A 23,650-nucleotide genomic window follows, 5' to 3' on the forward strand; every position below is an offset into this window, starting at 1 on the left:
ACGAGCGCCGCCTTGTCGTCGAGCGAGACGAGGATGCCGTAGACGCTCTCGGTGTTGTGCACGATGCGGCGGATGTTGGCGGCGTCCTCGGGCGTCTTGGGCAAGCCGATCATGACCGGCTCGGCGCGCAGGAAGCCCCCCGACTGGGCGCGCAGGTAGCGCGTCGTGCGGTGGCCGATCGAGTCGATCTGGTTGTGGTTCACGCCGTAGACCTGATCGACGGCCTCGGTGATCTTATAGATGCGCGCCAGGGTCGGAACGGTGAAGATGCTGCCCTCCTTCACCTCGACCATCAGCTGGATGTTGTTCGCGCCGCCGAACGTCCCGGCGTACTTGTTGTGGATCTGGACGAACGGATGGCTCTGCGGCAGCAGGTCGCCGAAGCTCGTCTCGAGCTTCAGCTGGAAGCTCCAGTAGGCGAAGAGCCCCGTGATTGCCAGGACGAGGATCATGATGGGGTTGCGGTGGTCGATCAGGCGCTCGCCGAGCCAGTAGAGCGCTCGTTTGTCCTGCGCGCTTACGTCTTCCATGCTCATGGGTGTTCTCCTACACTCCCGCGCTCAGCCCTGGGACGGCAGCCAGGTTTTGCCGCCGTCGGTCGTTCGGAAGATGAGACCGAAGCCGCCCACCATCCAGCCGTTCTTCGGGTCGGAAAAGTTGACCGACCGCAGCCACGTGAGCACGTCCTGTCCGATCTTCGCTCGCGTCCAGGCCGCGTCGCCGGAACCTTTGCGGATCACCTCGCCCGCGGCGCCGACCGCCCATCCCGTCCCGTCGGGGAGCGTGACGGCGTCGTAGAGCGGGTCCACGAGCGGTACGTCGCCGGCGTCGACTTTGTCGAACGCCCAGACTTGCCCGCTGTCGCTCGTCCGCGCGACGTGACCGTCGAGACCGACGGCAACGACGTTTTGCGCGTCCGCCGGGTACACGCCGAACATCGTGGGGAGGTCGAGCAGATCGAAGAAGCCGCTCTCGGCGCTCATCAGCGTCCGCTCCTGCTCCTTCCACGTCTGCCCGCCGTCGCTCGTGTACATGATCTTGCCGAACTCGCCGACGATCCAGCCATGCTGCGCGTCGATGAACTTGACGGCGTAGAAGATGGGATCGGCCGCTGCGAGGCTCTCGCCGCCCGACGTGTCGAGCTCCATCTTCACCTTCCGGCTCGTCCACGTCTTGCCACCGTCGGTCGTGGAGATGAGGATCGACCGGTCACCGACCGCCCACGCCGTGTTGGCGTCGAGGGCGTCGAGGCTGAAGAGGTAGGCGCGCTTCGACGCGCCGTCGGAGTCCTTGAAGGTGGCGTTGGACTCCTGCGGCTGCCAGGTCTTCCCACCGTCTGCCGTGTGCAGGACGAGACCTTCTTGTCCGACGATCCAGCCCTGCTTCTCGTCGACCATCTTGATGCCGTAGAGCGCGCTGTCGGTGCCGCTCGGACGAACGTCCCAGGTGGATCCGCCGTTCGACGTCTCGAGAATCTTCCCACCGTAGCCGACCACGAACGCGCGGTCCTTCGACAGCGCCTGCACATCGTAGAACTTGTCGGTCACGTAGATGGTGCGCTCGACGAGCGGCACCATCTCGACTTCGTGATGGCAACCCAGCGCGAGCGCGCACAGTGTGAGCCCGAGCGGGATCGACCGACGGTGCATACTACCCCCTTCCGGGGACCGGCGAACTGCAGACCCCGTGAGCGCGGGCGATAACAAACCCTATGTCAGAGTGTCAATGGGACGGGGGGGTTGCGGCGTCGCTCTTCTGCTTCTGCGGAAACCACTTCGGGATCTCGGCCGGCTCCAGGAGGAGCTGCGAATCGACCTTCCACTCCCCGTCCTCGCGCACGAGCGTGTAGAGCTCGTGCTCCGTCAGACCCAGCGTGTTGACGAACTTGTCCTGGGACTCGAGGACGTTGGGGACGCGCGCCTTGTCGCCCTCGATCTTGCCAGGTGACACAGTGAAGTCGAAGATCTTCACGTCGGCGACGGACATCATGGCCTTCATCTCCTTGACGAATGCCTCCTTGTCCTTACCACCTCGCAAGGTCTTGGAGCTGAGCTCGTAGACCTCGTCGAACCTGTCCGCCTTCATCGCGGCCAGATAGCGCATCAGCGTGTCCTCGGGGCTGCCAGGCTCGAGGGCGCGCGCGGTGCCGCCGAGCACCATCGCGACCAGCGCGAGAGTCGTCGTGAGAAGCCGCATGCGCGACGGTTAGCACAGGCTGTGGCTGATGCGGAAGGCGGCGACACGCCTGCACCGCTCGCACATTTTTTCGTCGCAGGTGGCACAGCCGAACACCGAGAGTTGCCCGCGTTTTCTGCGTACGCCCGTGGCACGTCAGTTGCTGCCGCTTTCCCGACGCGCACCACGCGCGATGCACCGCTCAGAGGGACACAAAATGGAAGAAAACGCTGGCAACCTCGTCCGTGGCCTCCGGCAGAAGCTCGGCATGACCCAGGAAGAATTCGCGCACGAGATCGCCGTGACGGTCTCGACCGTCAACCGCTGGGAGAACGCGCACGCCGAGCCGAGCAAGCTCGCGTGGAAGGCGATCCAGGATCTCGCGCGCAAGCGCGGCCTGCCCGACGACCTCGCGCGCCACTCGCTCGACAACTAGCTTCCGCCGACCGGGCGGCGACGCTGCCCGGCTCCGCCACTCGGGCGGCGTCGTCTCCCGCCGGCGACGCCGCCCACCCCGCGGACCTCGCCGCGGCCGCTCGTCGGCCGCCGGCGCCGCACCGTCTGCTCGTGCGCAGCGCGCTACGCGCACGGCGCGCGCGCCGATGCGCACGGCGCCTCCGCCGACGCGGTCGAGCCGCTCCCGAACGGCAGCCTCTCGACGCCGTGGCACATCTGCGTCGCTCCGGCACGCTCCGTCGAGCGACGACACCGCCCCTGTCACGGCGGACGCTTGGAGGAAGAGCCATTGTCGCGCCGACGCTTTTTCCGTTCGGGGCGCCCGCGGGCCGCGCGCGACACGTGCGCCGGCCGTTCGGCATGCGGATTGCGTCAGGGCTGACACAACCGGGCCACCGACCCTCACCATGGCACAACCCGACATCGACGATCGTCACGTCCTCCCGCCACCCGACCGCCGCGACCAGCCCAAGGTGCTGGTGGTCGAGGACGACGCGGACATCCGGGCACTCCTGGCCGTCTTCCTCGGCGACAAGGGCTTCCACGTGAAGGTGGCCGACACCGGGCACCGCGCGCTGGAGCTCCTGGTCGAGGAACCGGTCGACCTCATCCTGTCCGACGTCCGCATGCCGGGCATGACGGGAATCGACCTCCTGCGGACGGTGAAGGAGCGCGATCCCGAGATCGAGCTCGTGCTCATGAGCGCCTACTCCAACGTGCGCGACGCGGTGGAGGCGATCCAACTCGGCGCGGCCGACTACGTCGAGAAGCCGATCGACTTCCGCCGGCTCGAGCGTGTGCTGCAGACGGTGCTCGAGAAGCGCAACCTGCAGCATCGCACGCGGATCCTCGAGCAGCGCCTGCAGGGCGTCGTCGTCTTCGAGGGCATGGTCGCGCGCACCCAGCGCATGCTCGAGACGTTCGCCTTCATCGAGCGCCTGGCGCGCTACCCCACGACGGCGCTCATCACCGGCGAGAGTGGCACGGGCAAGGAGCTCGTGGCGCGCGCGATCCACAACCTCTCGCCGCTCCGCGACCGTCCCTTCATCATCTGCAACTGCACGACGCTCGCGCCGACCCTGCTGGAGAGCGAGCTCTTCGGCTACGTGCGTGGCGCGTTCACCGGCGCCGACCGCGATCGCAAGGGGCTCTTCGAAGCCGCCCACGGCGGGACGATCTTCCTCGACGAGATCGGCGAGCTGCCGCTCGGCGTCCAGGTGAAGCTCCTCCGCGTCCTCGAGAACCGCGAGATCAAGCGCATTGGATCGCCGGAGCCGATGCGCGTCGACATCCGCGTCATCGCCGCCACCAATCGCGAGCTGCCGGACATGGTTCACGAGGCGACGTTTCGCGACGACCTGTACTACCGGCTGAACGTCGGTGCGATCCAGCTCGCGCCGCTGCGCGAGCGCGCCGACGACATCGAGCCGCTCGTCGGCCACTTCATCACGGCGTGCAACGAGAAGCTGTCACGCAGCGTCGCCGGCGTGAGCCCGCAGGTCCTCGCCATCCTCACGCGCTATCATTGGCCGGGCAACGTCCGCGAGCTCGCCAACGTCATCGAGCGCGCCATGGTGGTCGCGAAGGGCAGCGTGATCCTGCCCGAGCACCTGCCGCCCCACCTCTTCGAGACCCGCGTCGCCCCGACCGGAGACAGCCCGCGCCTCCCCGAGCTCTCGCTCGAGGCGGCCGAGCGCGAGCAGATCCTGCGTGCGCTCCAGGCGTCGGGTGGCAAGCGCATCGAAGCGGCCCGACTGCTCGGGCTGTCGCGCCGCACCCTGTACCGCAAGCTCGACCGCTACGGGATCGCGTGAGGGAGCATCGGCATGCGACGGATCCGTCACGGCGAGCGAGGTGAGGGGATGATCGAATACGGAATCTTGCTCGGGACCCTCGCACTGGGCGTGGTCCTCACGCTCATGGCGATCGGCGCGCAGATACGTCCCGCGTCGTCGGACAGTGCCCCGCAGAACCAGGGAGAGAGATGATGGAGCCGCAGACCAAGCCACGTATTCTCATCGTCGAGGATCATCCGCTGATCGCGGAGCTGATCGAGACGCGGCTGCGCATCGAGGGCATGTCGCCCACCAAGTGTACCGGTGGACGCGAGGCGCTCGGTGCGCTGTCGACCGAGCAGTTCGACGCCGTGATCCTCGACATCATGATGCCCGACGTCGACGGGTACGAGGTCCTCCGCTCGATCCGGTCGACGCCCGCGACCGCCTCGCTGCCCGTGATCTTCCTCACGGCGAAGTCGGCCCCCGCCGACATCGAGAAGGGGCTCGCGCTCGGCGCGAACCACTACATCACGAAGCCGTTCAGCGGACAGGACCTGATGCGGAAGCTCCGTCTGTGCCTCGCCGGCCGCAAGCAGTCGTCGGCGGAATCGCCCGCCGCGGGGTGATGCGCCTTGCGGCCGTAGTGGTCGCGGCGATCCTCACCACGTCCTGCGCTCTGTTCGACCGGGCCTCCGGCAAAGGCGAAGTCCCGCTGCGCGGCGACGGCACGAGCTGGCTGGTGCAGGTCACCGTGAACGACCGTGCGAGCGGCCTCTTCCTGGTCGACACGGGCGCCAGCTACTGCGTGCTCGCCCCCGCCTTCGCGCGTGGCCTGGCCCTGCCCCCGACCGACAAGGCGGTCACGCTCCACACCGCCAACGGCATCGTGCGCGCGCCCGTCGTCCGCATCGCCACCCTCGACCTCGGCACGACGCGCGCGCACGACGTCCAGGCGATCGTCCACGACGCGGTCGGCCCGAAGCTCGACGGCGTCATCGGCCTCAACTTCTTGAACCAGTATCGCTACGCGATCGATCCGCAGCGCCGCACGCTGCACCTGCAATAGCGTCAAGCGCCGCGGCAGGCGCACGCGGGGCGAGGTCTTCGCTCGCGGTCCTCGGACCAGGCGCGCCGCGTAGGCCGCGGCGACACACACCGCCAATCGATGCGCGCGCCTGGTCCTGCGGGCTCGCTCCGACCTCGCCCCGCGTGCGCCCGCCGCTCCGTCAGACGCCGAGGAGGTTGATCGTGCAGGCGGAGCCTAGGCCGATCACGTGCGCGAGACCGACCTTCGCGTTCGGAACTTGGCGCTTGTCGGCGCGGCCGCGGAGGTGGGTCACGATCTCGTAGATGTTCGCGACGCCGGTGGCGCCGAGCGGGTGCCCCTTGGAGAGGAGGCCGCCAGAGACGTTCACGGGGACGCGTCCGCCGTGGGTGGTCTCGCCTTCGTCGATCATGCGACCGGCTTCGCCGTCCTCGCAGAGGCCGAGGTTCTCGTAGTGGAGCAGCTCGGCGGTCGCGAAGCAGTCGTGCAGCTCGACGAGGCCGACGTCCTGCGGGCCGACGCCCGCGCGCTCGTACGCCTTCTTTGCGGCGTTGCGCGTGAGCGTGTTCACGTCGGGATGCGTGAGGTCGCGGTCCGACCATGGATCCGACGTGAGCACCGACGCGAGCACCTTCACCTTGGCGCCGATCTCGCGCGCCTTTTTCGCCGACACGACGACGGCCGCCGCCGCACCGTCGCCCGAGGGGCAGCACATGAGGAGCGTATTCGGGTACGCCACCATGCGCGCGCCCATGACCTGCTCGAGCGGCGTCTCGACCTGATACTGCGAGAGCGGGTTCAACGTCGCGTGGTGGTGGTTCTTGACGGCGACCTTCGCGAACTGCTCGGCCGTCGTGCCGTACTTGCGCATGTGCTCCATGCCCGCCTGCCCGAAGACGGCCGGCATGAGCCCGCTGCCGATGACGCCCTCGGTGCGGATGCCCGAGCCGCCGCCGCCACCCAGCAGCCCGGCCTTGCCCATCTGCTCGACGCCGACGGCGAGCGCGACGTCGACCTCGCCGGCCGCGACGGCGAGATACGCTTCGCGGAAGGCGGTCGACCCGGTCGCGCACGCGTTCGCGACGTTCACGACCGGGATGCCGGTCTGTCCGATCTCGTGCAGGATGCGCTGGCCCACCATGGCGTTCGCCTGCATGAGGCAGCCGGCCGCCATGAACTCGACGTCGCGCATCGTGAGGCCGGCGTCGTCGAGCGCCGCGAGCGCGGCCTCGCCGCCGAGATCGGTGACGTCGCGGTCCTTGTAGCGACCGAACTTCAACATGGCCACGCCCGCGACGAATCCTTCACCCATTGCCCGCTCTCCTTCGTCAGTTCCGCGCGGGGCGGAAGTAGAACGCCACGACGTCGTTGCCTTCCTTGTCCTGCTGCGACACGCCGGTGGTCATCTCGACCTTCATCCCGAACTCGAGCGCCTTCGGGTCGGGCGCGACCTCGACGAGGTTGCAGCGCACCGAGACGCCTTCGGGCAGGTCGACGACGCCGACCACGTAGGGGACCGGGACGCCCGGGAAGGACTGGTGCACGATCGACCAGACGTAGAGCTCGCCCGTTCGCGACAGCGGTACCTCGGTGAACGGACCGCGCCCGAGACACTTGGCGCATGCGAGGCGATGCCCGAGGTAGATCGCGCCGCACTTCGAGCAGCGCTGACCGGCGAGATACGGCTCGCCCCCCTCCGGGAGCTTCAGGAACGGAACGATCGGACGCCGTCCCTTCGGCGCCGTCGCGGCAGCGGACGCGTCACTCATGCCGGGTCGACTACACCGCTCCCTTCCACGTGTCCAGGCACGATTGTGCCCGAGCGCGGGCGCGGTGTAAGCGTCGGCGATGGATCCATTCACGGGGCGGGTCGCGGTCATCACGGGTGGCGCGGGCGGCATCGGCATGGCGCTCGCACGCGCCTTCGCGGCGCGAGGCGCGAAGCTCGTGCTCGCCGACGTCGACGAGGCGGCCCTGGCGCGGGCCGCGAGCGAGCTGCGCGACCGCGGCGCTTCCGTGCACACCGTGCAGACCGACGTCGGCGACCGCGCCCAGGTCGAAGCGCTCGCCGACGCCGCATTCAGCCGGTTCGGCGGAGCGCACATCGTCTGCAACAACGCCGGCATCGCCCTGTTCGGCGAGATGGCCCACGCGACGCACAAGGACTGGGAATACACGATGCGCGTCAACTTCTGGGGCGTCGTGCACGGCGTCGAAGCGTTCGTCCCGCGCCTCATCGCGCAGCGCGCCGGCGGGCACGTGGTCAACACGGCGTCCATGGCCGGCCTCGTCGGCATGCAGTGGCTCGGCATCTACTGCGCGTCGAAGTTCGCCGTCGTCGGCCTGTCCGAGGGGCTCCAGCGCGAGCTCGCGCCGCACCGCATCGGCGTCTCGGTCCTGTGCCCGATGATCGTCGAGACCAACATCAACGCCAACTCGCTGCGCAACCGCCCGGCGCCGCTGCGCAACCCCGACCACACCGACAGTCCGCCCGACATCGAGGCCGGCACCATGGTCGGGAGCGTCATCAAGGTCGAAGAGGTCGCACGCCGCGTGGTACGGGCCATCGATCGCGGCGATTTCTACGTCCTGACGCACCCCGAGCAGCGCGAGATCCTGCGCCGGCGCGCGCGCCGCCAGGATCAGATGTTCGAACCCGACAAGTGGTGAGGCTTCCGACCCACGACCACGTCGTGGGGCGTCCTGGTCTCCGGACACTAGATGAGCGCCGAGGCGGCGATCAGCAGCTGCGCCGCGTAGTACGTGACCATCACGACGCCGTGCGCGCCCGCGAACGGACGGGCGAAGCGGTTCACCGCCAGGGCGCCGTCCGAGACGAGAAAGCTGAGGGACCCCGCCGCCGCCGCGCCTGCGCCGGCGAGCGCGCCGGGCGTGAGCGCGCGCGCCACGGCGCACCAGACCATGGTCGTGAGCACCGCCACGTACGCGACGATGGGACCGCGACGCCGCGCCACGTACGGCCAGAGATAGGCCAGCATCGCGACGGCGAACACGACGAGCCCGACGGCGACCAGCGTCGCGCTCGACCCGCCGCGCGCGCCGGCGGCGAAGGCCGTGATGTAGCAGAGGTGCGCGACGAAGAAGCTCGACAGACCCGCGAGGAATCCGCGATGGAAGACGAGGCTCACGTCCCCCATTGCCGAGAAGACCAAGCCCGACGCCAGCAGCGCGCGATAGGTCGGTGTCACGTCGCCGAGCGACCACACCGCCCACGCGAGCAGCAAGACGGGGAGCGGCTTCAGCACCCCGGCGACGACGTGCAGACCACCATAGTATGCGACCAGGTGCGCGGTACCGATCGCGATCACGACGCCGATGAACTGCGCGGGCACATCGGCTGCCTACCCGGCCACCGGCCGCCAGCGCAAGGCGCGTCAGGCGAGCAGAACCGCGTGCACACCGTAGGCGGCACGCGCGCGGGAAAGGATTCCGTCGAGCTGCGCCTGCGTGAATCCGAGGATCACGTGGCCGACGTCCTCGGGTGTGGGCCCGCCGCCCCCGAACCCCATGGCATAGGCCATCGCATCGGCGACGTTGATCACCGCCGCGAGGAGCTGGCCGCGCTCGGCCTGCGCCGGCTGGTGGTACCAGCGAATCGCCTCTACTTGATCGTGCGCGAGGCCCCACTCCTCGGCGAGGATCGCGCCCGCTTCGGCGTGGTCGAAGCCGTACCACGCGCGCTCGCGATCGGGGTGCGCCTCCGCGCTCGCGAACGTCTCGTCGGTCGTGCCCGGTCCGCCCTCGACCGCCGCGATGAAGAACGCGATCCGGCCCACGTCGTGGAAGAGCCCGGGGAGAAAGACGAGATGCGGATCGAGGGCGCGCGTTTCGCACGCGACTTCCTCGGCCGCGAGCGCCGCCGCGAGCGCGTGTTTCCACAGCCGCTCCGCATAGCGCGGGACCGCGCGGAAGAGCTGCTTCGCGTTCGCCGCCACCAGGAGATCGCAGGTCTTGCGCAGCCCCAAGGTCAGCACCGCGTCGACCAGCGTGCGCGCCGGAACGCGACGCGCGTACGCCGCCGAATTCGCGACGCGCAGGATGCGCGCCGAGAGACCGACGTCGCGGCGGATGACGTTGCAGAGGGCGTCGACGCCGGCTTCGGGGTCGCGGGCGATCGCCATGGCCGCGGTCGCCGCGGCCGGCAGGGTCGGCAGCTCCCCCGTGCGCGACAGGCGCGTCAGCGTGCTGCGAACGCCCTCGCGCAGCTCGGGTTGCAGGGGCTCTCCCCCGCCCTTCGGTCGCTCCCGCACGTTTCCGGTCCCTGACATGGTCTACGGCGCCCCCTCCCAGCCACCGCCGGGCATGGGTGTCCTCCGACCTCGTGCAACGCCCATGCCGGCGCGCGGGGGTCAGGAGGCCTTGATCCTCGGGGGCGGCTCCGTCCCGAACGTGTCAACGGACCGACATCCGAGTCGATGCCTCGGCGGGCCGGGCCGGAAGTGGACGGGGCCGCCGGAGGATTCTCCGGCGGCCCCGTCATCAGGCTCCCCGGGCCGGTCTCGAACCAGCGACAAATCGGTTACACCGTGTCCCGCCGTTTCCGACGGGGGTGGACTATCTCATCACCGTGGGCCTCGCGGCCGGTAGGTGGCGGGCGCTCGAGGGGAGTTTATTCTTCCGTCACTCCCTAGTCTCTGCACCTTCCCCCCGCCCGTTACCTCGGGGGGCTTGGCTCAGGATTACCGTATGCTCGTTCCGACTTCTGGGCTCCTTTGCACTTAGGCTTCCCTGAATTCACCCGCTTTTTCGATCACCGGTTTCCCGGTGACGCTGCGGAACCCCACAGCCGATTGCTCTACCAACTGAGCTACCGGGGAATGCGCGGGTTATAGCGAACGACTTTTCGGGTGGCAATCCGCGTCACATCTCGCGACGGCCGTCGAGCGCGCGGCCGACGGTCATGACGTCGGTGTACTCGAGGTCGCCGCCGACGGGGATGCCGTGCGCGATGCGCGTCACGCGGATGCCGAGCGGCTTCAGCAGCTTCGCGAGGTAGATCGCGGTCGCCTCGCCCTCGACGGTCGGATTGGTCGCGACGATCACCTCGCGCATGCCTTCCTCGCGGATGCGGACCAGGAGCGGCTGGATCTTGAGATCGTCGGGCCCGACCCCGTCCAGCGGGGCGATCGTCCCGTGCAGGACGTGATAGCGGCCGCGGAAGGTTCCCGCGCGCTCGACGGCGATGAGATCCGCGGGCTCTTCAACGACGCAGACAACGTCGCTCGTGCGCTCGACGTCGCTGCAGAAGCGGCAGGGATCCTGCTCGGTCAACGCGAAGCACTGCGAGCACAGGCGCGTGTCGTCCTTCATGGCGACCAGCGCTTCGGCCAGCGCCTGCGCGAGCTCGCGGTCGCTGCGCAGAACGTGGAACGCCATGCGCGTCGCGGTCTTCTCGCCGATGCCCGGCAGGCGCATCAGATGCTCGACGAGACGAGCCATCGAGGGCGTGTGCGCCATCGCTCAGCCCATCCCCGGCAGCTTCATGCCGAGCATGCCCGTCAGCTTCCCCATTTCCTCCCCCATCAGCTGCTGCGCCGAGCGGATGGCCGTGTTCACCGCCGCGACGACGAGATCCTGCAGCATCTCGCGGTCGGGTTTGTCGAGCACGGCGGGATCGATGCGGATCGCGACCACTTCGAGCTTGCCGTTCACCGTGGCCGTCACCATGCCGCCGCCGGCCGAGCCCTCGACGGTGCGCTTGGCGAGGTCCGCCTGCGTCGAGGCCAGCCGCTCCTGGAGCTCCTGTGCCTGCTTCAGCAGCCCGCCCAGATCGAATCCGCTCGCCATCTGCTCTCCTTACTGTGACCGCCGATCACGCACACCGCGCACCTCGGCGCCGAAGATCTCGACCGCGGCCTGCACGAGCGGATCGGCGAGCGTCTCCTCGGTACGCCGGCGCGCCTGCGCCGCCGGCGTGTCGGCAACGTGCTCGGCGGGCAACGGCTCGATGTCGACCTGGAGCGGCCGTCCGGCCACCGCGCCGGCGATCGTCCGCAGCCGCTCGAGCGTCTCCTTGCGATTGAGATCGCGCCGCATGACCTCGTTCTCGACCCCGATGCGCAGGCGCGTGCCGTCGATGCCGAGCGGGCGCGCGGCCGCGAGCGCGAGATAGAGCGCGACCTTCTCCTCCTGCACGCGGGCGAGCAACGCATCCCACAGGCGCCGGACATCGGACGCTCCAGCGACGACCGACGACGCCGGCGTCGCCGTGGCGCGCGGCGCCGACGGGCCCGATGCGCTGGCCGGCGGCCGGCGCTGCGATCCCCCCGCGAGCGCTTCGAGCCGTCGGGTCAGCTCGTCGAGCGGCACGAGCGGACCCAGGGTCGCCAGGCGCAGGACGGCCATCTCGAGCACCAGCTGCGGCTCGATCGTGCGCGACGGTACCGCGAGCGCCTCGTCGGCCTCGAGGAGCAGATGAAAGGAGCGCTGCAGGTCGTCACCGGAGCGCAGGCGCGCCTGCGTCGCGATCGTCTCGACCTCCGTGTCGGGCAGGCCGGCGATGAGCGATCGGTCGCCGGTCGCAGCGAGAATCGCGAGGTGACGGAAGTGCTCGAGCAGGTCGCGGCAGAACCGGCGCGCGTCGTAGCCGTGCGCGTACAGCGTACGAAGGCTCGCGAGGCAACGACCCGGGTCGCCGGCGAGGATGCCGTCGGCGACGTCGACCACGAGCTGCCGGTCGGCGCCGCCGATGACGTCGCGGACGCCCGCTTCGTCGATCGTCGTGGCGCCGCTGGCGAGCACCTGCTCCAGGAGCGACTGCGCGTCGCGCAGGCTCCCCTCGGCCTCGCGCGCCAGGAGCGCGAGCGCGCCGGGCGACAACGAACGTCCCTCGGCCCGCGCCGCGCTCTCGAGATGGGCCACGAGCTCGCCGGCGCCGATGCGTCGCAGGTCGTAGCGCTGGCAGCGCGAGAGCACGGTCGGCAGCACCTTCTGGGGATCGGTGGTCGCGAAGATGAACTTCACGTGCGCCGGCGGCTCCTCGAGCGTCTTCAGGAGGGCGTTGAACGAGTGCGACGAGAGCATGTGCACCTCGTCGATGATGTAGATCTTGAACCGGCTCTTCATCGGCCGGTGGGCCACGGTCTCCATCAGGTCGCGCATCTTGTCGACCTGCGTGTGGGAGGCACCGTCGATCTCGAGCACGTCGAAGGCGATGCCCTCGGCGATCTCGTGGCAGGTCGAGCAGGCGTTGCACGGGTCCGGCGAGAGCCCCTTCTCGCATTGGAGCGCCTTGGCCAGGATGCGGGCGGTCGTCGTCTTACCGACGCCACGCGGACCGGTGAACAGAAATGCGTGCGCGATCCGGCCCGCGCGGATGGCCGCCTGCAGCGTGCGCGTCACGTGCTCCTGCCCGACGACGTCGTCGAATCGCTGCGGCCGAAGCCGTCGCGCCAGGACCTGGTACGTCATGCGACCCACCGGAGCGGACGAGCCGCCCGGCGGTGGTAGCTAGGGCTCCCTGCGGCACAGAGGGACATTCGGTACCGCTGCTTCCTTCCGGACCTGACGGGGTTCGCGACGCCGTCTTGCGCAGGACCTAGCCACCACCGCCCGACGGCCCGCCGGGCCGTCGCCCGGCTCCGTCCCGCTTGCCACGACGCGCCGGGCAAACGGAGAGGGAGGGATTCGAACCCTCGGTAGGGGTTGAACCCTACACACGCTCTCCAGGCGTGCACCTTCGACCACTCGGTCACCTCTCCAGCCGCGTCGGCCGGCGACCCGGCCACGCGGTCCGGCCGCCTCTTTCGTCGAACGAGGCTCGGGAGGCGCGCGGGGGAAATCCGACTACCGGCATGCCCGCGTTCCTCCATCAGGCTCGGTCTACGTGAGCGCCCCCGCCTTTTCAACGGTTGGACGCGTCGAGTCGCAGCCCAGACGTCGCCGGATCACAAACGGAGAGGGGGGGATTCGAACCCCCGGTACCACGAGGGCACACACGATTTCGAGTCGTGCCGTTTCAACCGGACTCACGCACCTCTCCACGGGACCGGATCTCCTAGCACGGGCTCGGTGCGGCGCCTAGCGATTCGGGTCGCGCGACGTCCTGCGCCGTCGAAAGAAGTCGCGGAGAAGCGCGGCGCCTGCCTCGGCCTCGATGCCGCCCACGACTGCGAAGCGATGGTTCAGGCGGCGATCCTCCGCAAGGCGGTAGAGCGATACGGCCGCGCCGGCCTTCGGATCCTCGGCACCGAAGACGAGCCGTGCGATCCGCGCGTGAACCATCGCCCCCATGCACATCGCGCACGGCTCGAGCGTCACCACGAGCGTCGCTCCGACCAGGCGGTGGCTTCCGACGCGGCGCGCCGCCGTGCGCAACGCCCGGATCTCGGCGTGCCCGGTGGGGTCGCAGGCGCCGATGCTGTCGTTGCCCGCCCGGGCGACGACCCGGTCGTCCACGACGACGACCGCGCCCACGGGGACCTCCCCCCGGGCTCCTGCGCGCCGCGCTTCGGCGAGCGCCGCCCGCATGAGCCCGCGCAGGCGATCGGGGTCCTGTGCCACGCCGCGGCGGCCGTCTTCCGACGACCGCCGCGCTGGCTTCGCGACCGTCGTTACTTCGCCTCGCCGGCCGGCTTCTGCTCGCCGCCCTTTTGCTCGCCCCCGGCCGAGCCGGCCTCGGCCTGGCACTTCTTCACGTCGTCCTCGCTGATCGACATGGTCTCCGCCACGCTCTGCACCGTGCGGCCCGGCAGCGACAGGTTCTTCAGGACGAACTTGCAGTTCACCTCCGCCCGACCAACCGTCGCGCCTGCTGTGACCAGGACTCCTGCCATCACCAAGACTCCCAGCTTCATACGTTAGCCTCCTTGCGCTATCCGCGCTTCGTCGTGTGCGAGGCACTCAGCGGTGCCTTTGCGCCCTCATAGCAACGCCCCTTCGTGAAGAAAAGTTATGGTAGCGGGTCGCGTCCGGGGCTCCCCGGCCCGAAAGTACTAAGGTGGGTCGCGGAGCCGCCAGAGACGCTGTGCGGCAATCCCGTGCTGATTCATGGCATTTGCATGCCATCTTGCTCGCGCGCATCACTCACCCCGACTGGGGCCTTGCAGAGAAGCGGATGGCCGGTTAGATACGTAGCACCACATGTTTCCGCGCACGCCGACCCGGCATCGCGGAGGAAAGGAAGGAGTTCTATGGCTACGGCCGAAAGTGAGGTTTGGGTGCAGCTTGCAACGCGCATCCCGAAGCACCTGCATCGCGAGCTGAAGCTCCATTGCGTCAAGTCCGACGTGTCCGTGATGGAGTTCGTGGTGAAGGCGCTCGAAGAGAAGCTGCAGCGTGAGTCCGGCAGCCGAAGCGAGCGACGTCGCGCCCGCGCCTGATCCCACTCGCGACGTCCGTGCGTTGTGGCGCCGTGAGGCCCGGCGCCGCGACGCCTTCGGTACTCTTCCTCGTCGGCCTCTCCCCCGAACGTCCTCGTGACGTTCGCCCCGCCCCAAGCCTTCAGGTCCGCCGTCCCTCGCGCCGCCCACGGCGTGAGGTGTCGCATTTCACCGCCGCGGCGCGGAGCGCGCCCACGTCGCCTGCGGGCGCGTAGACCCGTTCGGCGCCGGTCGCGTCGACGACCCGTAGCGTCGCGTAGCCGAGCGCCTTCCCGACCCACCCCTGCTCCACGACGATCCCCTGCAGCTCGTCGAGGCGGCTCTCGAAGTGCCGGCGCGGCAGGATGCCGATCGTCCAACGCACATGCTCAGCGTCCAGCTCGATCCACCCGGTGCGCCATCGCAGCAGCGGCAGGACGAACCCGAGCAACGCGACGACGATGCCCCATTGCGCGATGCGCCAGTCGGTCTCGAGCGAGAGGTCCGGATTGTTCTTGATGAGCAGCGTCACGACGAGCGCGACGAACGCCGCGAAGGTCACCGCATTGCCCATCACGATCGGATGCGGGCGAGCGTGTGCGATGGTGGCGAGGGCGGTCGACTGACCTCGCGTCGCACCGGCATCCATGTGACGCGCGGCTATGCCCAAGGCGCGCTCGTTTGACAACCGGGTGAGGCCACGGGCGCCCTTGCCCTCGGGCCGCTCGGCCGCCATACACTCGGGCGCGGCGGAACGCACCGACGCACGGGAGGACATCGGGGGTGGCTACAGCGGCGGCGATGGGCACGGCTGATCTGGAATCGCGAGCGATCAACACGATTCGCTTCCTGGCAGCCGACGCGGTTCAAGCCGCGAACTCCGGGCACCCCGGATTGCCCATGGGTGCGGCGGCCATGGCGTACGTCCTCTGGACGCGCCATCTCCGGCACGACCCCGCGCATCCCGCGTGGCCCGATCGGGACCGGTTCATCCTGTCGGCCGGCCACGGCTCGATGCTCCTGTACGCGCTCCTCCACTTGACGGGTTACGACCTCTCGCTCGAGGCGATCCGCAACTTCCGCCAGTGGGGCTCGAAGACGCCAGGGCACCCCGAGGTCCATCACACCGCGGGCGTCGAAGCGACGACCGGACCGCTGGGACAGGGGCTCGCCGACGCGCTCGGCTTCGCGATGGCCGAAGCCCATCTCGCCGCTCGCTTCAACCGTCCCGGCCACACCGTCGTCGACCACGCGACATACGTCCTCGCGAGCGACGGCGACCTCATGGAGGGCGTCACGTCGGAGGCGTGCTCGCTCGCAGGCCACCTGCGGCTCGGCAAGCTCGTCGTGCTGTACGACGACAACCGGATCTCGCTCGCCGGCTCGACCCACCTCGATTTCAGCGAGGACGTCGGGGCGCGGTTTCGCGCCTACGGATGGCATGTCCACGACGTTCCGGACGGCAACGATCTCGACGCGATCGACGGGGCGCTCACCCTGGCACGCCGCGAACCCGATCGCCCTTCGCTGCTGCGCGTCCGGACGACGATCGGATTCGGCGCCCCGAAGAAGGCCGGGACGTTCGAAGCGCATGGATCGCCGCTCGGCGAACCGGAGCTGCGCGCGGCCAAAGAGAAGCTCGGCTGGCCGCTCGAGCCCTCCTTCTGGATCCCTCCCGACGTGCTCGCGCACTTCCGGACGGCGCTCGGGCGCGGCACCGAGCGGCGACAGGAGTGGGAAGCGCGCGTCCAACGCTGGGCGGCGGCGAATCCCGATCTCGGCGCCGAATTCCGGCGCCGCATGGCCGGCGAGCTGCCGTCGGGTTGGGAGGTCGACCTCCCCTCCTTCGAAGCGGATCCCAAGGGCGTCGCGACACGCAAGGCGTCGGAGACCGTCATGCAGAAGCTCGCGGCGCGACTGCCGGAGCTCTTCGGTGGCTCGGCCGATCTCAATCCGTCGACGCTCACGTGGCTGAAGGGAGCCGGCGACTTCGAGCCGAAGGACGCGCCCCACGACGCGGTGCAGGGAGAGGTCGGTGGCCCGTGGGGCTACGAGGGACGCAACGTGCACTTCGGCGTGCGCGAGCACGCGATGGGCTCGGCCGTGAATGGCCTCGCCCTCCACGGCGGCTTCATCCCGTACGGATCGACCTTCCTCGTGTTCTCGGACTACATGCGGCCGGCCATCCGTCTCTCCGCCTTGATGGAGCTCGGCACCGTGTGGGTGTTCACGCACGACGGCATCGGCGTCGGCGAGGACGGGCCGACGCACCAACCCGTCGAGCACTACGTCGCTCTGCGCGCCATTCCCGGCCTGCTCTTCCTGCGGCCGTGCGACGCCAACGAGACGGCCGAAGCGTGGCGCATCGCGATCGCGAATCGCCACCGCCCGACCTGCCTCGCGCTCACCCGGCAGAACGTCCCGACGCTCGACCGAAGCCGCTTCGCCCCGGCGTCGGGCGCCACGCGCGGCGCCTACGTGCTCAATCCCGACGTGACGCAACCCGATCTCGTCCTCATGGCGACCGGCTCGGAGGTGCAGTACATCGTCGGCGCCGAGCCGATCCTCACGGCGCGCGGCCGCAAGGTCCGACTCGTGTCGATGCCGTCCTGGGAGCTGTTCGAGGAGCAGCCCGCCGCGTACAGGGATGCGGTGCTGCCGCCGGCGGTGGCGGCGCGTGTCGCGGTCGAGACGGGCCGGTCGCTCGGCTGGCACCGCTGGGTCGGTACCCGCGGGGCCGTTCTCGGGCTCGATCGCTTCGGGGCCTCGGCGCCCGGTCCACAGGTGGCGCGCGAGCTCGGCTTCACCGTCGATCGCGTCGTCGCGCTGGCGCTCGAGGTCCTGGGATGACGGTCGCCCTGGCGTGCGGGCCCCATGAGTAACGCGCTCCAGGTGCTGCAACAGCTCGGGCAATCGCCCTGGCTCGATTTCATCACACGCGACCTGCTGCGTTCGGGACGCCTCGGCAAGATGGTGCGCGCCGGTGAAGTCACCGGGCTCACCTCCAATCCGACGATCTTCGAGCAGGCCATCAGCAAGGGCGCCGAGTACGACGACGCGCTCGAGGGACTGGTTCGCTCCGGAAAGTCGCCGACGACCATCATCGACGCGCTCATGGTCGAGGACATCCGCGCGGCGGCGGACGTGTTCCGTCCGGTCTACGAGCGCACCAAGCGCGCCGACGGGTACGTCAGCATCGAGATCGACCCGACCATCGCGCACGACACCGCCGGCACCATCCGCGAGGTCCGGCGCATCTGGCGGGCGGTCAATCGGCCCAACCTCATGGTCAAGATCCCCGCCACGCTCGAGGGCATTCCCGCCATCGAAGACGCGATCGCGAGCGGGATCAACGTGAACGTGACGCTCATCTTCTCGATCGCCCGTTACCAGTTGGTGATGGACGCCTACCTGCGCGGCCTCACGCGGCGCCTCGAGGCCGGGACGCGCGTCGATCGCATTGCGTCGGTGGCGAGCTTCTTCGTGAGCCGCATCGACACGGCTGTCGACCGCCTGCTCGACGCCCGCATCGCCACGGCGACCGTCACCGCAGTCGAGCAGCTCGAACGCCTGCGGGGCAAGGCCGCCATCGCGAACGCCAAGCTCGCGTATGCCGCCTTTCGCGAACGGTTCAACGCCGAGCGCTTCGGCCTCCTCGCCCGCGAAGGCGCCCGGCCGCAACGCCCGCTCTGGGCCAGCACCTCGACCAAGAACCCGGCCTTCCCCGACGTCTACTACGTCGAAGCGCTCGTCGGCGCGGACACGGTGAACACCCTGCCGCCGGCCACCCTCGACGCGTACGCCGACCACGGACAGCCCGAGTCGCGCCTCGACGCGGACCTCGATCGCGCACACGACGTCCTGACCCGGCTGCGCACGTGCGGGATCGATCTCGACGCCGTCACGCGCCAGCTCGAGGTCGAAGGCGTCGCGGCGTTCGCGCGCTCCTACCGCTCCCTCGTCGACACGGTGAGCGCGCGCCGCGAGGCGGTGCTCGCGCTCCAGCGGATGAGCGGAGAGCTCGGCGCGATCGCGCGCCCGACCGATGCGATCTGTCGCGACCTCGACGCCGCGAACGTCGGCGCACGCCTGTGGAAGAAGGATGCGACACTGTGGCGCACGAACGACGCGGCGGCAGCGGCTGCGATCGGCGACCGCCTGGGCTGGCTCGACTTCGGGAGGACGATGCCTCCTCATTTCGAGGAGCTCGGGGCGTTCGCCGACGAGGTGCGCACGGCCGGCTTCACGCACGCCGTCTTGTGCGCAATGGGCGGGGCGTCGCTCGCGGCCGAAGCCTTCCGCCACGGGTTGGGCGTCCGGCGGGGCTTCCTCGATCTGGCGGTGCTCGACTCGACCGATCCCGCCGCAGTCCTCGCCGCCGTGCAACGCAGCGATCCCGCGCAGACGCTCTACATCCTGTCGTCGAAATCCGGCGACACGATCGAAGTGCACTCCCTGCTGGCGCTCTTCTGGGACCGCCTGACGCATCTCGTCGGTGACGACGCCGCGAGCCACTTCGTCGCCATCACGGATGCCGACACGCGGCTCGAGCAGGTGGCCCGCGAGCGCCGATTCCGGCGCGTCTTCTTGAACCCGGCGGACGTCGGCGAGCGCTATGCCGCGCTCTCGCTTGCCGCACTCGTACCCGCCGCCATCATGGGCCACGACGTCGGCAAGCTCGTGGCGCGAGCCCAGCGCATGCTGGTGGCGTGCGCGCCCAGCGTTCGCGCCGCGCGCAACCCCGGGCTGCGACTCGGCGCGATCCTGACCGCCGCCTCGCGTGCCGGTCGCGACAAACTCACTTTCGTGGTCGCCGGCAAGGTCGCGGGTTTCGCCGAATGGGCCGAACAGCTGGTGGCCGCATCGACCGGCAAGGACGGACGCGGGATCGTTCCGGTGGCCGGCGAGCCCGAGGCGACCCCGATCGCCTACGGCAGGGACCGCGCGTTCGTCGCGGTTCGGGTCGGGACCGGCGGTGGCCGCCCGCTCGCCGCCCACGCGCGCGCCGGGCATCCGGTCGTCTCGCTGCGTCTCAACGACGCGTACGACCTGGCCGGCGAGTTCGTGCGCTGGGAGATCGCGACGGCGGTGGCCGGCCATCTCCTCGGCGTCAATCCGTTCGATCAGCCGAACGTCGAGGAGACGAAGGCGAACACCGAGCGCCTGCTGGCCGATCCGAATCGACGCCTTGCCGGGGGCGACGTCCTATCGATCGAAGCGCCCGACCTCACACCGATGCTCTGGCGGTTCCTGCAACGCTCGACGGCTCGTTCCTACGTCGCGCTCACGCCGTACTTCACGCCGTCGCCCCGCCGGACGAAGGCGCTGACCGACGCGCGGACCCATCTGCGCCGGCATCTCGGTATCGCCACGACGCTCGGGTACGGGCCCCGGTTCCTGCACTCGACCGGACAGCTCCACAAGGGCGGCCCGGCGAGCCTGCTCGTCGTGCAGCTCACCGCCGACGATCCCGTCGACGTTCCGGTACCTGGCGCGGGCTACAGCTTCGGCACCCTCAAGAACGTGCAGGCGGCTGCCGACTACGAGGCGCTCACTGCGCGACAGCGCAGCGTGCTGCGGCTGCATCTGGGGCGCAACGTCGAGCGCGGTCTGGAGCTCTTCGTGGCCGCCCTCGCGCGCCGGCCGAAGGCACGCACGACGCGACCCCCGGCGAGACGGCGTCCCGCCGCGACGACGCTGCGCGCGCGCGCCGGCCGCCGCCGCTGATCGCCGCCCCCGGGACTCACGCGGAGCCGCGCACGGCTGACGCGAGGGCGCGCCAGTCCGATCGTCCGACGACGCCGAGGAGGTGCGCGAGCGCGACGAAGGCGAGCGCGGCCAGCATCGCACCAGCGAGGCCCGGCCACCATGACGCGAGCACACCCGCGACGACGAGGGCGAGCCCGGCGGCGACCGCGACGCTCCGCCAGACGGCGATCAGGACCCCGCGCGTGATGGGCAGGATCGCGAGCACGACCTGACCGCACGCGGCCGTCGCAACGGTCGCGAGCGCGGCTCCCCGCAGACCCAGGCGCGGAACCAGCACGATCTGGAGCGCGATCCCGCACGCGGCGGCCACGACGTTGGCCCAGACCAGCGCGCGCTGTCGCCCGAGCGCGGCGATGGCATGGAGCGCGACGGCTCCGGTCACCGAGAAGAGCGCGCCCCAGGCGAGCACGACGATCGCAGGAGCCGCGGCGGCGTATGGCGGTCCGAAGAGCAGCTCGGCCACTCGCGCCGCACCGACGGCGAGACCGCACACGAGGGCGAGGACGACGACCGCGAGGCGCCGCGCCGCATCGGCCGCGACGCGGATCGCCATCTCGGGCGACGCCGCCATGCGAGGGAAGAGCGCGAGCAAGGCGCCCTCGGGCAGGATCCCGAGCACCTCGCTCGCGCGCGCGGCCGCAGCGAGAAGCGCCACGGGCTCCGCTCCCATGAGCGCCATCGCCGCCAGGTGCCCCGCCCGCGTCTGGACCGCGATCAGGAGCGCGTTCGCCGCCAGCGGCGCGGCTGCCTCCGCCAGTGGACCCGCCGCACTGGCCGCGTCGCCGGAGCCGGAACGTGGATGACTCGCCGCCAGCGCCACGACGGTCACGACGGCGCTCGCCCCCGCACGTGCGAGGAAGATCCCGGCCAGGCTTCCCCCGAGGGCGGCGACGCCGACGATGGCGACGCCGCCCAACGCGGCGTCGGCGAGCGCGACGCGTGCCATCGCGCCCATCGCTCCGCGGGCGCGGCGGACGCTCCGTGCCGAAATCGACGAGCCCAGGAGCCCGAAGACGCTCGCCGCCGCCCCGCTCGCGACGAGCGAGCCGCCCGCCGCCTCGCCGGCGAGACGCGGCAGCACCAGCGTCCCCACCGGCAGCATCACGCCGATCCACAGGATCGCGCGCCATGCCAGGAGGGCTCGCAGAACCTGGCCGGCGCGTGCGGGCGCGTTCGCCATCGATGCGACGGCGGCGACCTCGAATCCCTGGTCGGCGAGGACCTGCACGAGCGCCATGCCCGCAAGGATGTATCCGTAGCGACCGAACTCGCCGGGCGAGAGCAGGCGAGCGAGCGAGAGCACGACCACGAACGCCACGCCGCGCTCGGCGACCACGGTGAGGATCCCCAGCAGCGCACCCCGCGCCGCCGGCGGGTGCGCGTCGGTCACGAACCGCCCCGCGGCACGAGGATGCGGTATGGTCCGATCTCGCGCTCCACCACGAATCGATCACGGAGCGCCACGACGACCGGCAGGTGGGCCGCAAAGGCGTCCAGGACGAACCCCGTGGGTGCGTCCAGCAACACGACGGTGGACGGCGGATGCACGCGCAGCTCGGCCGCGATCACGTCTTCCTCCGCGGCCGTGGGGCGGCCGGGGAAGAAATAGTCGTGCCGCAGCGGCGAGGGAGCGTCGATCGCGAAGTTGATGATGCCGAGGGCCGGAAAACCCACGACACTCCCACGTCCCTGCACCGCCTGGATGACGTCGGGAAGGCGGCGCAGCTCTTCGGGCCCGAGGAGATCCCAACGAAGATCGACGCGTGCCACGCTCGGGGGCTGGTCGGACCCCGCAGCGAGCGCGCCGATGACCGGCACGACTGGAAGCGCGCGTCCGAAGCTGGCGAGGACGAGCGCCGCGACGACCGTGCGGCGCAGCACCGGGCCGCAGGTCGCCAGGAGGATCCCGCAGGTCGCGAGGCTCGCCGGGGCGATCGCGAACAGATGCCATCCGTCCATGCGCGGATAGAGCTGGAGGTAGCCGACGATCGCCGCCGACGCGACGACGATTCCGGCGCGCGTGGCGACGCGCCGGCGCAGCAGCAGCACGGCCGCCCCGAGATGGACGAGCGGGAAGATCGCGAACCAGGAGAGGTCCACCACCTGACGTAGGGCGCGGAGCGCGCCGGGCGACCCGGCGAAGGCATCGCGAAGCGATCCGAGCGCAGGGTACGGGACGTAGTACACGAGTGCCGTGTCCGTCCCGATCTGGAGCAGGTCGGTCGCAACGGGCGACATGCCGGCCGCGAACGCCATGATCCCCACGACCGGAATCGCGACGGCCGCGAATCCCGCCGCGAGCGCGACGAGGTCGGCCATCGTCGTCGTCCCGGAACGCGCGCGTACGGTCGCGACGCCGAGGATCACGAGTGGTACCAGCATCACGACGGCGAGCTGTGGATCCAGGTGAGCGCGCAGGAGCGCCAGGCCCCCGGCGACGAGCGCGAGGCCCAAGAGGCCCCCGAGCAGGCGGCCGCCCCCGCCCTTGGAGACGAGCAGGATCGCGACGGCCGCGGCACCCACGCCGAGCAGCCCCGTATTCTGCTTGAACGCGAACGCCGCCCCCCACAGGAGACCCACGACGACGTAGCCTCCCCGGCTGGGCGACTTCGCCAGCTGCCAGAGCGCGAGGAGCCCGAGCGCGTCGGCGTACCACGATGCGTACGGGACGAAGAGCGGCGCACAGATCCCGGGGGCGATGGGCAAGAAGAACGCGATCAGGACGACGGCGCTCGCCACCCACCAGCCCGGTGGACCGATGCGCCCGGCCAGCCGGACAAGGAGCGCCGCGCGGAGCGCCTGGATGACGACGAGGCCGTGGCGCACGGTGGCGAGTGACGCGCCCATGGCCGCGAACAGCCCCGCGTTGGTGTAGAAAAGGGCCGGCCCGTAGCCGGTATGGAAGTCCCGGTACGGCACCTGACCCTGGGCCACGCGGTCGATCTGGGCGAGGAGCGTCCCCTCGTCGGCCAGCTCGAGACCGTAGCGACGCAGGGCGAGGCAATAGCCCCCGACGAGCAGTCCAGCGAGCAGGGACCCGCCCCACCCCGCTTCGCCCCATATCTTGTGGCTATGCGAGATATACTGGCTCTTCACCATGGCGGAAA

24 protein-coding genes, 2 tRNA genes and 1 other RNA gene are annotated in these 23,650 nt (G+C 70.1%); 9 read left to right on the forward strand and 18 right to left on the reverse strand.

The annotated features are described in order from the left end of the window. The 3 genes from VMS22_16970 to VMS22_16980 all read right to left on the reverse strand — a co-directional run. Positions 1–536 (reverse strand): transporter (locus tag VMS22_16970; protein HXJ35727.1); only part of this gene is annotated, 536 nt, incomplete at its 3' end. Positions 537–560: 24 nt separating this feature from the next. After that, a complete protein-coding gene (locus VMS22_16975) occupies positions 561–1,649 on the reverse strand; it encodes a YCF48-related protein (GenBank protein HXJ35728.1) in 1,089 nt (362 codons plus the stop codon). Positions 1,650–1,722: 73 nt separating this feature from the next. Continuing rightward, positions 1,723–2,196: a hypothetical protein gene (locus tag VMS22_16980; GenBank protein HXJ35729.1), complete on the reverse strand. Its 474-nt coding sequence runs from the start codon at positions 2,194–2,196 to the stop codon at positions 1,723–1,725. Positions 2,197–2,224: 28 nt separating this feature from the next. Here VMS22_16980 and VMS22_16985 point away from each other — a divergent pair, with 28 nt between their 5' ends. The 5 genes from VMS22_16985 to VMS22_17005 all read left to right on the forward strand — a co-directional run bounded on the left by VMS22_16985 (position 2,225) and on the right by VMS22_17005 (position 5,475). Beyond that, complete coding sequence (locus VMS22_16985) at positions 2,225–2,611, forward strand: helix-turn-helix domain-containing protein (GenBank protein HXJ35730.1); 387 nt, start codon at positions 2,225–2,227, stop codon at positions 2,609–2,611. A 427-nt stretch (positions 2,612–3,038) separates the two neighbouring features. Then, positions 3,039–4,445 carry a sigma-54 dependent transcriptional regulator gene (locus tag VMS22_16990; protein HXJ35731.1) on the forward strand — a complete coding sequence of 469 codons (1,407 nt, stop codon included), beginning with the start codon at positions 3,039–3,041 and terminating at the stop codon, positions 4,443–4,445. Between the two features lie 12 nt (positions 4,446–4,457). Next, the gene (locus tag VMS22_16995; GenBank protein HXJ35732.1) at positions 4,458–4,619 is read left to right on the forward strand and encodes a hypothetical protein; all 162 of its coding nucleotides are present in this window, start codon (positions 4,458–4,460) and stop codon (positions 4,617–4,619) included. Next, positions 4,619–5,035 (forward strand): response regulator, encoded by a 417-nt coding sequence (locus VMS22_17000; GenBank protein HXJ35733.1) that lies wholly within the window; start codon positions 4,619–4,621, stop codon positions 5,033–5,035. Before VMS22_16995 ends, VMS22_17000 begins: the two co-directional genes overlap by 1 nt. Then, complete coding sequence (locus VMS22_17005; protein ID HXJ35734.1) at positions 5,035–5,475, forward strand: retropepsin-like aspartic protease; 441 nt, start codon at positions 5,035–5,037, stop codon at positions 5,473–5,475. The genes VMS22_17000 and VMS22_17005 overlap by 1 nt, the downstream gene beginning before the upstream one ends. Before the next feature lie 160 nt (positions 5,476–5,635). Here the strand turns inward: VMS22_17005 and VMS22_17010 are convergent, their stop codons facing one another. Together VMS22_17010 and VMS22_17015 are read right to left on the reverse strand one after the other, a co-directional pair. Then, a complete protein-coding gene (locus tag VMS22_17010) occupies positions 5,636–6,766 on the reverse strand; it encodes a beta-ketoacyl synthase N-terminal-like domain-containing protein (protein ID HXJ35735.1) in 1,131 nt (376 codons plus the stop codon). 16 nt (positions 6,767–6,782) lie between these two features. Next, complete coding sequence (locus VMS22_17015; protein HXJ35736.1) at positions 6,783–7,223, reverse strand: OB-fold domain-containing protein; 441 nt, start codon at positions 7,221–7,223, stop codon at positions 6,783–6,785. Positions 7,224–7,302: 79 nt separating this feature from the next. Here VMS22_17015 and VMS22_17020 point away from each other — a divergent pair, with 79 nt between their 5' ends. Then, a complete protein-coding gene (locus tag VMS22_17020; protein HXJ35737.1) occupies positions 7,303–8,124 on the forward strand; it encodes an SDR family NAD(P)-dependent oxidoreductase in 822 nt (273 codons plus the stop codon). A gap of 47 nt (positions 8,125–8,171) precedes the next feature. Here the strand turns inward: VMS22_17020 and VMS22_17025 are convergent, their stop codons facing one another. The 10 genes from VMS22_17025 to VMS22_17070 all read right to left on the reverse strand — a co-directional run bounded on the left by VMS22_17025 (position 8,172) and on the right by VMS22_17070 (position 14,270). Beyond that, positions 8,172–8,807, reverse strand: coding sequence for a lysoplasmalogenase (locus VMS22_17025; protein ID HXJ35738.1), 636 nt, complete (start codon positions 8,805–8,807; stop codon positions 8,172–8,174). 42 nt (positions 8,808–8,849) lie between these two features. Next, positions 8,850–9,725 (reverse strand): HDOD domain-containing protein, encoded by an 876-nt coding sequence (locus tag VMS22_17030; GenBank protein ID HXJ35739.1) that lies wholly within the window; start codon positions 9,723–9,725, stop codon positions 8,850–8,852. 610 nt (positions 9,726–10,335) lie between these two features. Continuing rightward, positions 10,336–10,932: a recombination mediator RecR gene (recR, locus tag VMS22_17035; protein HXJ35740.1), complete on the reverse strand. Its 597-nt coding sequence runs from the start codon at positions 10,930–10,932 to the stop codon at positions 10,336–10,338. A gap of 3 nt (positions 10,933–10,935) precedes the next feature. After that, positions 10,936–11,262: a YbaB/EbfC family nucleoid-associated protein gene (locus tag VMS22_17040; protein HXJ35741.1), complete on the reverse strand. Its 327-nt coding sequence runs from the start codon at positions 11,260–11,262 to the stop codon at positions 10,936–10,938. Positions 11,263–11,271: 9 nt separating this feature from the next. Beyond that, entirely contained in the window at positions 11,272–12,885 is a 1,614-nt protein-coding gene (gene dnaX / locus VMS22_17045) for a DNA polymerase III subunit gamma/tau (protein HXJ35742.1), read from the reverse strand. 34 nt (positions 12,886–12,919) lie between these two features. Continuing rightward, positions 12,920–13,018: signal recognition particle sRNA small type (gene ffs / locus VMS22_17050), an RNA gene on the reverse strand. A gap of 68 nt (positions 13,019–13,086) precedes the next feature. Next, positions 13,087–13,175 (reverse strand) — tRNA-Ser (locus VMS22_17055). A gap of 193 nt (positions 13,176–13,368) precedes the next feature. After that, a tRNA-Ser gene (locus VMS22_17060) sits at positions 13,369–13,456 on the reverse strand. Between the two features lie 38 nt (positions 13,457–13,494). Further along, positions 13,495–13,977 (reverse strand): tRNA adenosine(34) deaminase TadA, encoded by a 483-nt coding sequence (tadA, locus tag VMS22_17065; GenBank protein ID HXJ35743.1) that lies wholly within the window; start codon positions 13,975–13,977, stop codon positions 13,495–13,497. A gap of 50 nt (positions 13,978–14,027) precedes the next feature. Further along, a complete protein-coding gene (locus tag VMS22_17070; GenBank protein HXJ35744.1) occupies positions 14,028–14,270 on the reverse strand; it encodes a hypothetical protein in 243 nt (80 codons plus the stop codon). A gap of 363 nt (positions 14,271–14,633) precedes the next feature. Here VMS22_17070 and VMS22_17075 point away from each other — a divergent pair, with 363 nt between their 5' ends. After that, a complete protein-coding gene (locus tag VMS22_17075) occupies positions 14,634–14,795 on the forward strand; it encodes a hypothetical protein (GenBank protein ID HXJ35745.1) in 162 nt (53 codons plus the stop codon). 121 nt (positions 14,796–14,916) lie between these two features. Here the strand turns inward: VMS22_17075 and VMS22_17080 are convergent, their stop codons facing one another. Further along, positions 14,917–15,423 (reverse strand): PH domain-containing protein, encoded by a 507-nt coding sequence (locus VMS22_17080; GenBank protein HXJ35746.1) that lies wholly within the window; start codon positions 15,421–15,423, stop codon positions 14,917–14,919. Positions 15,424–15,575: 152 nt separating this feature from the next. On the opposite strand from VMS22_17080, the gene tkt reads away from it, so the two are divergent. Next, positions 15,576–17,624 (forward strand): transketolase, encoded by a 2,049-nt coding sequence (gene tkt, locus VMS22_17085; GenBank protein ID HXJ35747.1) that lies wholly within the window; start codon positions 15,576–15,578, stop codon positions 17,622–17,624. Between the two features lie 24 nt (positions 17,625–17,648). After that, the gene (locus VMS22_17090; GenBank protein HXJ35748.1) at positions 17,649–20,501 is read left to right on the forward strand and encodes a bifunctional transaldolase/phosoglucose isomerase; all 2,853 of its coding nucleotides are present in this window, start codon (positions 17,649–17,651) and stop codon (positions 20,499–20,501) included. A gap of 16 nt (positions 20,502–20,517) precedes the next feature. Here the strand turns inward: VMS22_17090 and VMS22_17095 are convergent, their stop codons facing one another. After that, complete coding sequence (locus VMS22_17095) at positions 20,518–21,933, reverse strand: oligosaccharide flippase family protein (GenBank protein ID HXJ35749.1); 1,416 nt, start codon at positions 21,931–21,933, stop codon at positions 20,518–20,520. Next, positions 21,930–23,642: a hypothetical protein gene (locus VMS22_17100; protein HXJ35750.1), complete on the reverse strand. Its 1,713-nt coding sequence runs from the start codon at positions 23,640–23,642 to the stop codon at positions 21,930–21,932. The genes VMS22_17095 and VMS22_17100 overlap by 4 nt, the downstream gene beginning before the upstream one ends. Positions 23,643–23,650 lie beyond the last annotated feature (8 nt).

It is taken from the genome of Candidatus Eisenbacteria bacterium (assembly GCA_035577985.1).
Lineage (GTDB): Bacteria > Desulfobacterota > Binatia > DP-6 > DP-6 > DATJZY01.

Coding starts and splice junctions, on each gene's coding strand:
- VMS22_17020 (HXJ35737.1), top strand. CDS start 7,303: ATGGATCCATTCACGGGGCGGGTCGCGGTCATCACGGGTGGCGCGGGC.
- VMS22_17070 (HXJ35744.1), bottom strand. CDS start 14,270: ATGAAGCTGGGAGTCTTGGTGATGGCAGGAGTCCTGGTCACAGCAGGC.
- VMS22_16980 (HXJ35729.1), bottom strand. CDS start 2,196: ATGCGGCTTCTCACGACGACTCTCGCGCTGGTCGCGATGGTGCTCGGC.
- recR (HXJ35740.1), bottom strand. CDS start 10,932: ATGGCGCACACGCCCTCGATGGCTCGTCTCGTCGAGCATCTGATGCGC.
- VMS22_17100 (HXJ35750.1), bottom strand. CDS start 23,642: ATGGTGAAGAGCCAGTATATCTCGCATAGCCACAAGATATGGGGCGAA.
- VMS22_17000 (HXJ35733.1), top strand. CDS start 4,619: ATGGAGCCGCAGACCAAGCCACGTATTCTCATCGTCGAGGATCATCCG.
- VMS22_16990 (HXJ35731.1), top strand. CDS start 3,039: ATGGCACAACCCGACATCGACGATCGTCACGTCCTCCCGCCACCCGAC.
- VMS22_16995 (HXJ35732.1), top strand. CDS start 4,458: ATGCGACGGATCCGTCACGGCGAGCGAGGTGAGGGGATGATCGAATAC.
- VMS22_17015 (HXJ35736.1), bottom strand. CDS start 7,223: ATGAGTGACGCGTCCGCTGCCGCGACGGCGCCGAAGGGACGGCGTCCG.
- VMS22_17090 (HXJ35748.1), top strand. CDS start 17,649: ATGAGTAACGCGCTCCAGGTGCTGCAACAGCTCGGGCAATCGCCCTGG.
- tkt (HXJ35747.1), top strand. CDS start 15,576: ATGGGCACGGCTGATCTGGAATCGCGAGCGATCAACACGATTCGCTTC.
- dnaX (HXJ35742.1), bottom strand. CDS start 12,885: ATGACGTACCAGGTCCTGGCGCGACGGCTTCGGCCGCAGCGATTCGAC.
- VMS22_17080 (HXJ35746.1), bottom strand. CDS start 15,423: ATGGATGCCGGTGCGACGCGAGGTCAGTCGACCGCCCTCGCCACCATC.
- VMS22_16985 (HXJ35730.1), top strand. CDS start 2,225: ATGCGGAAGGCGGCGACACGCCTGCACCGCTCGCACATTTTTTCGTCG.
- VMS22_17005 (HXJ35734.1), top strand. CDS start 5,035: ATGCGCCTTGCGGCCGTAGTGGTCGCGGCGATCCTCACCACGTCCTGC.
- VMS22_16975 (HXJ35728.1), bottom strand. CDS start 1,649: ATGCACCGTCGGTCGATCCCGCTCGGGCTCACACTGTGCGCGCTCGCG.
- VMS22_17040 (HXJ35741.1), bottom strand. CDS start 11,262: ATGGCGAGCGGATTCGATCTGGGCGGGCTGCTGAAGCAGGCACAGGAG.
- VMS22_17010 (HXJ35735.1), bottom strand. CDS start 6,766: ATGGGTGAAGGATTCGTCGCGGGCGTGGCCATGTTGAAGTTCGGTCGC.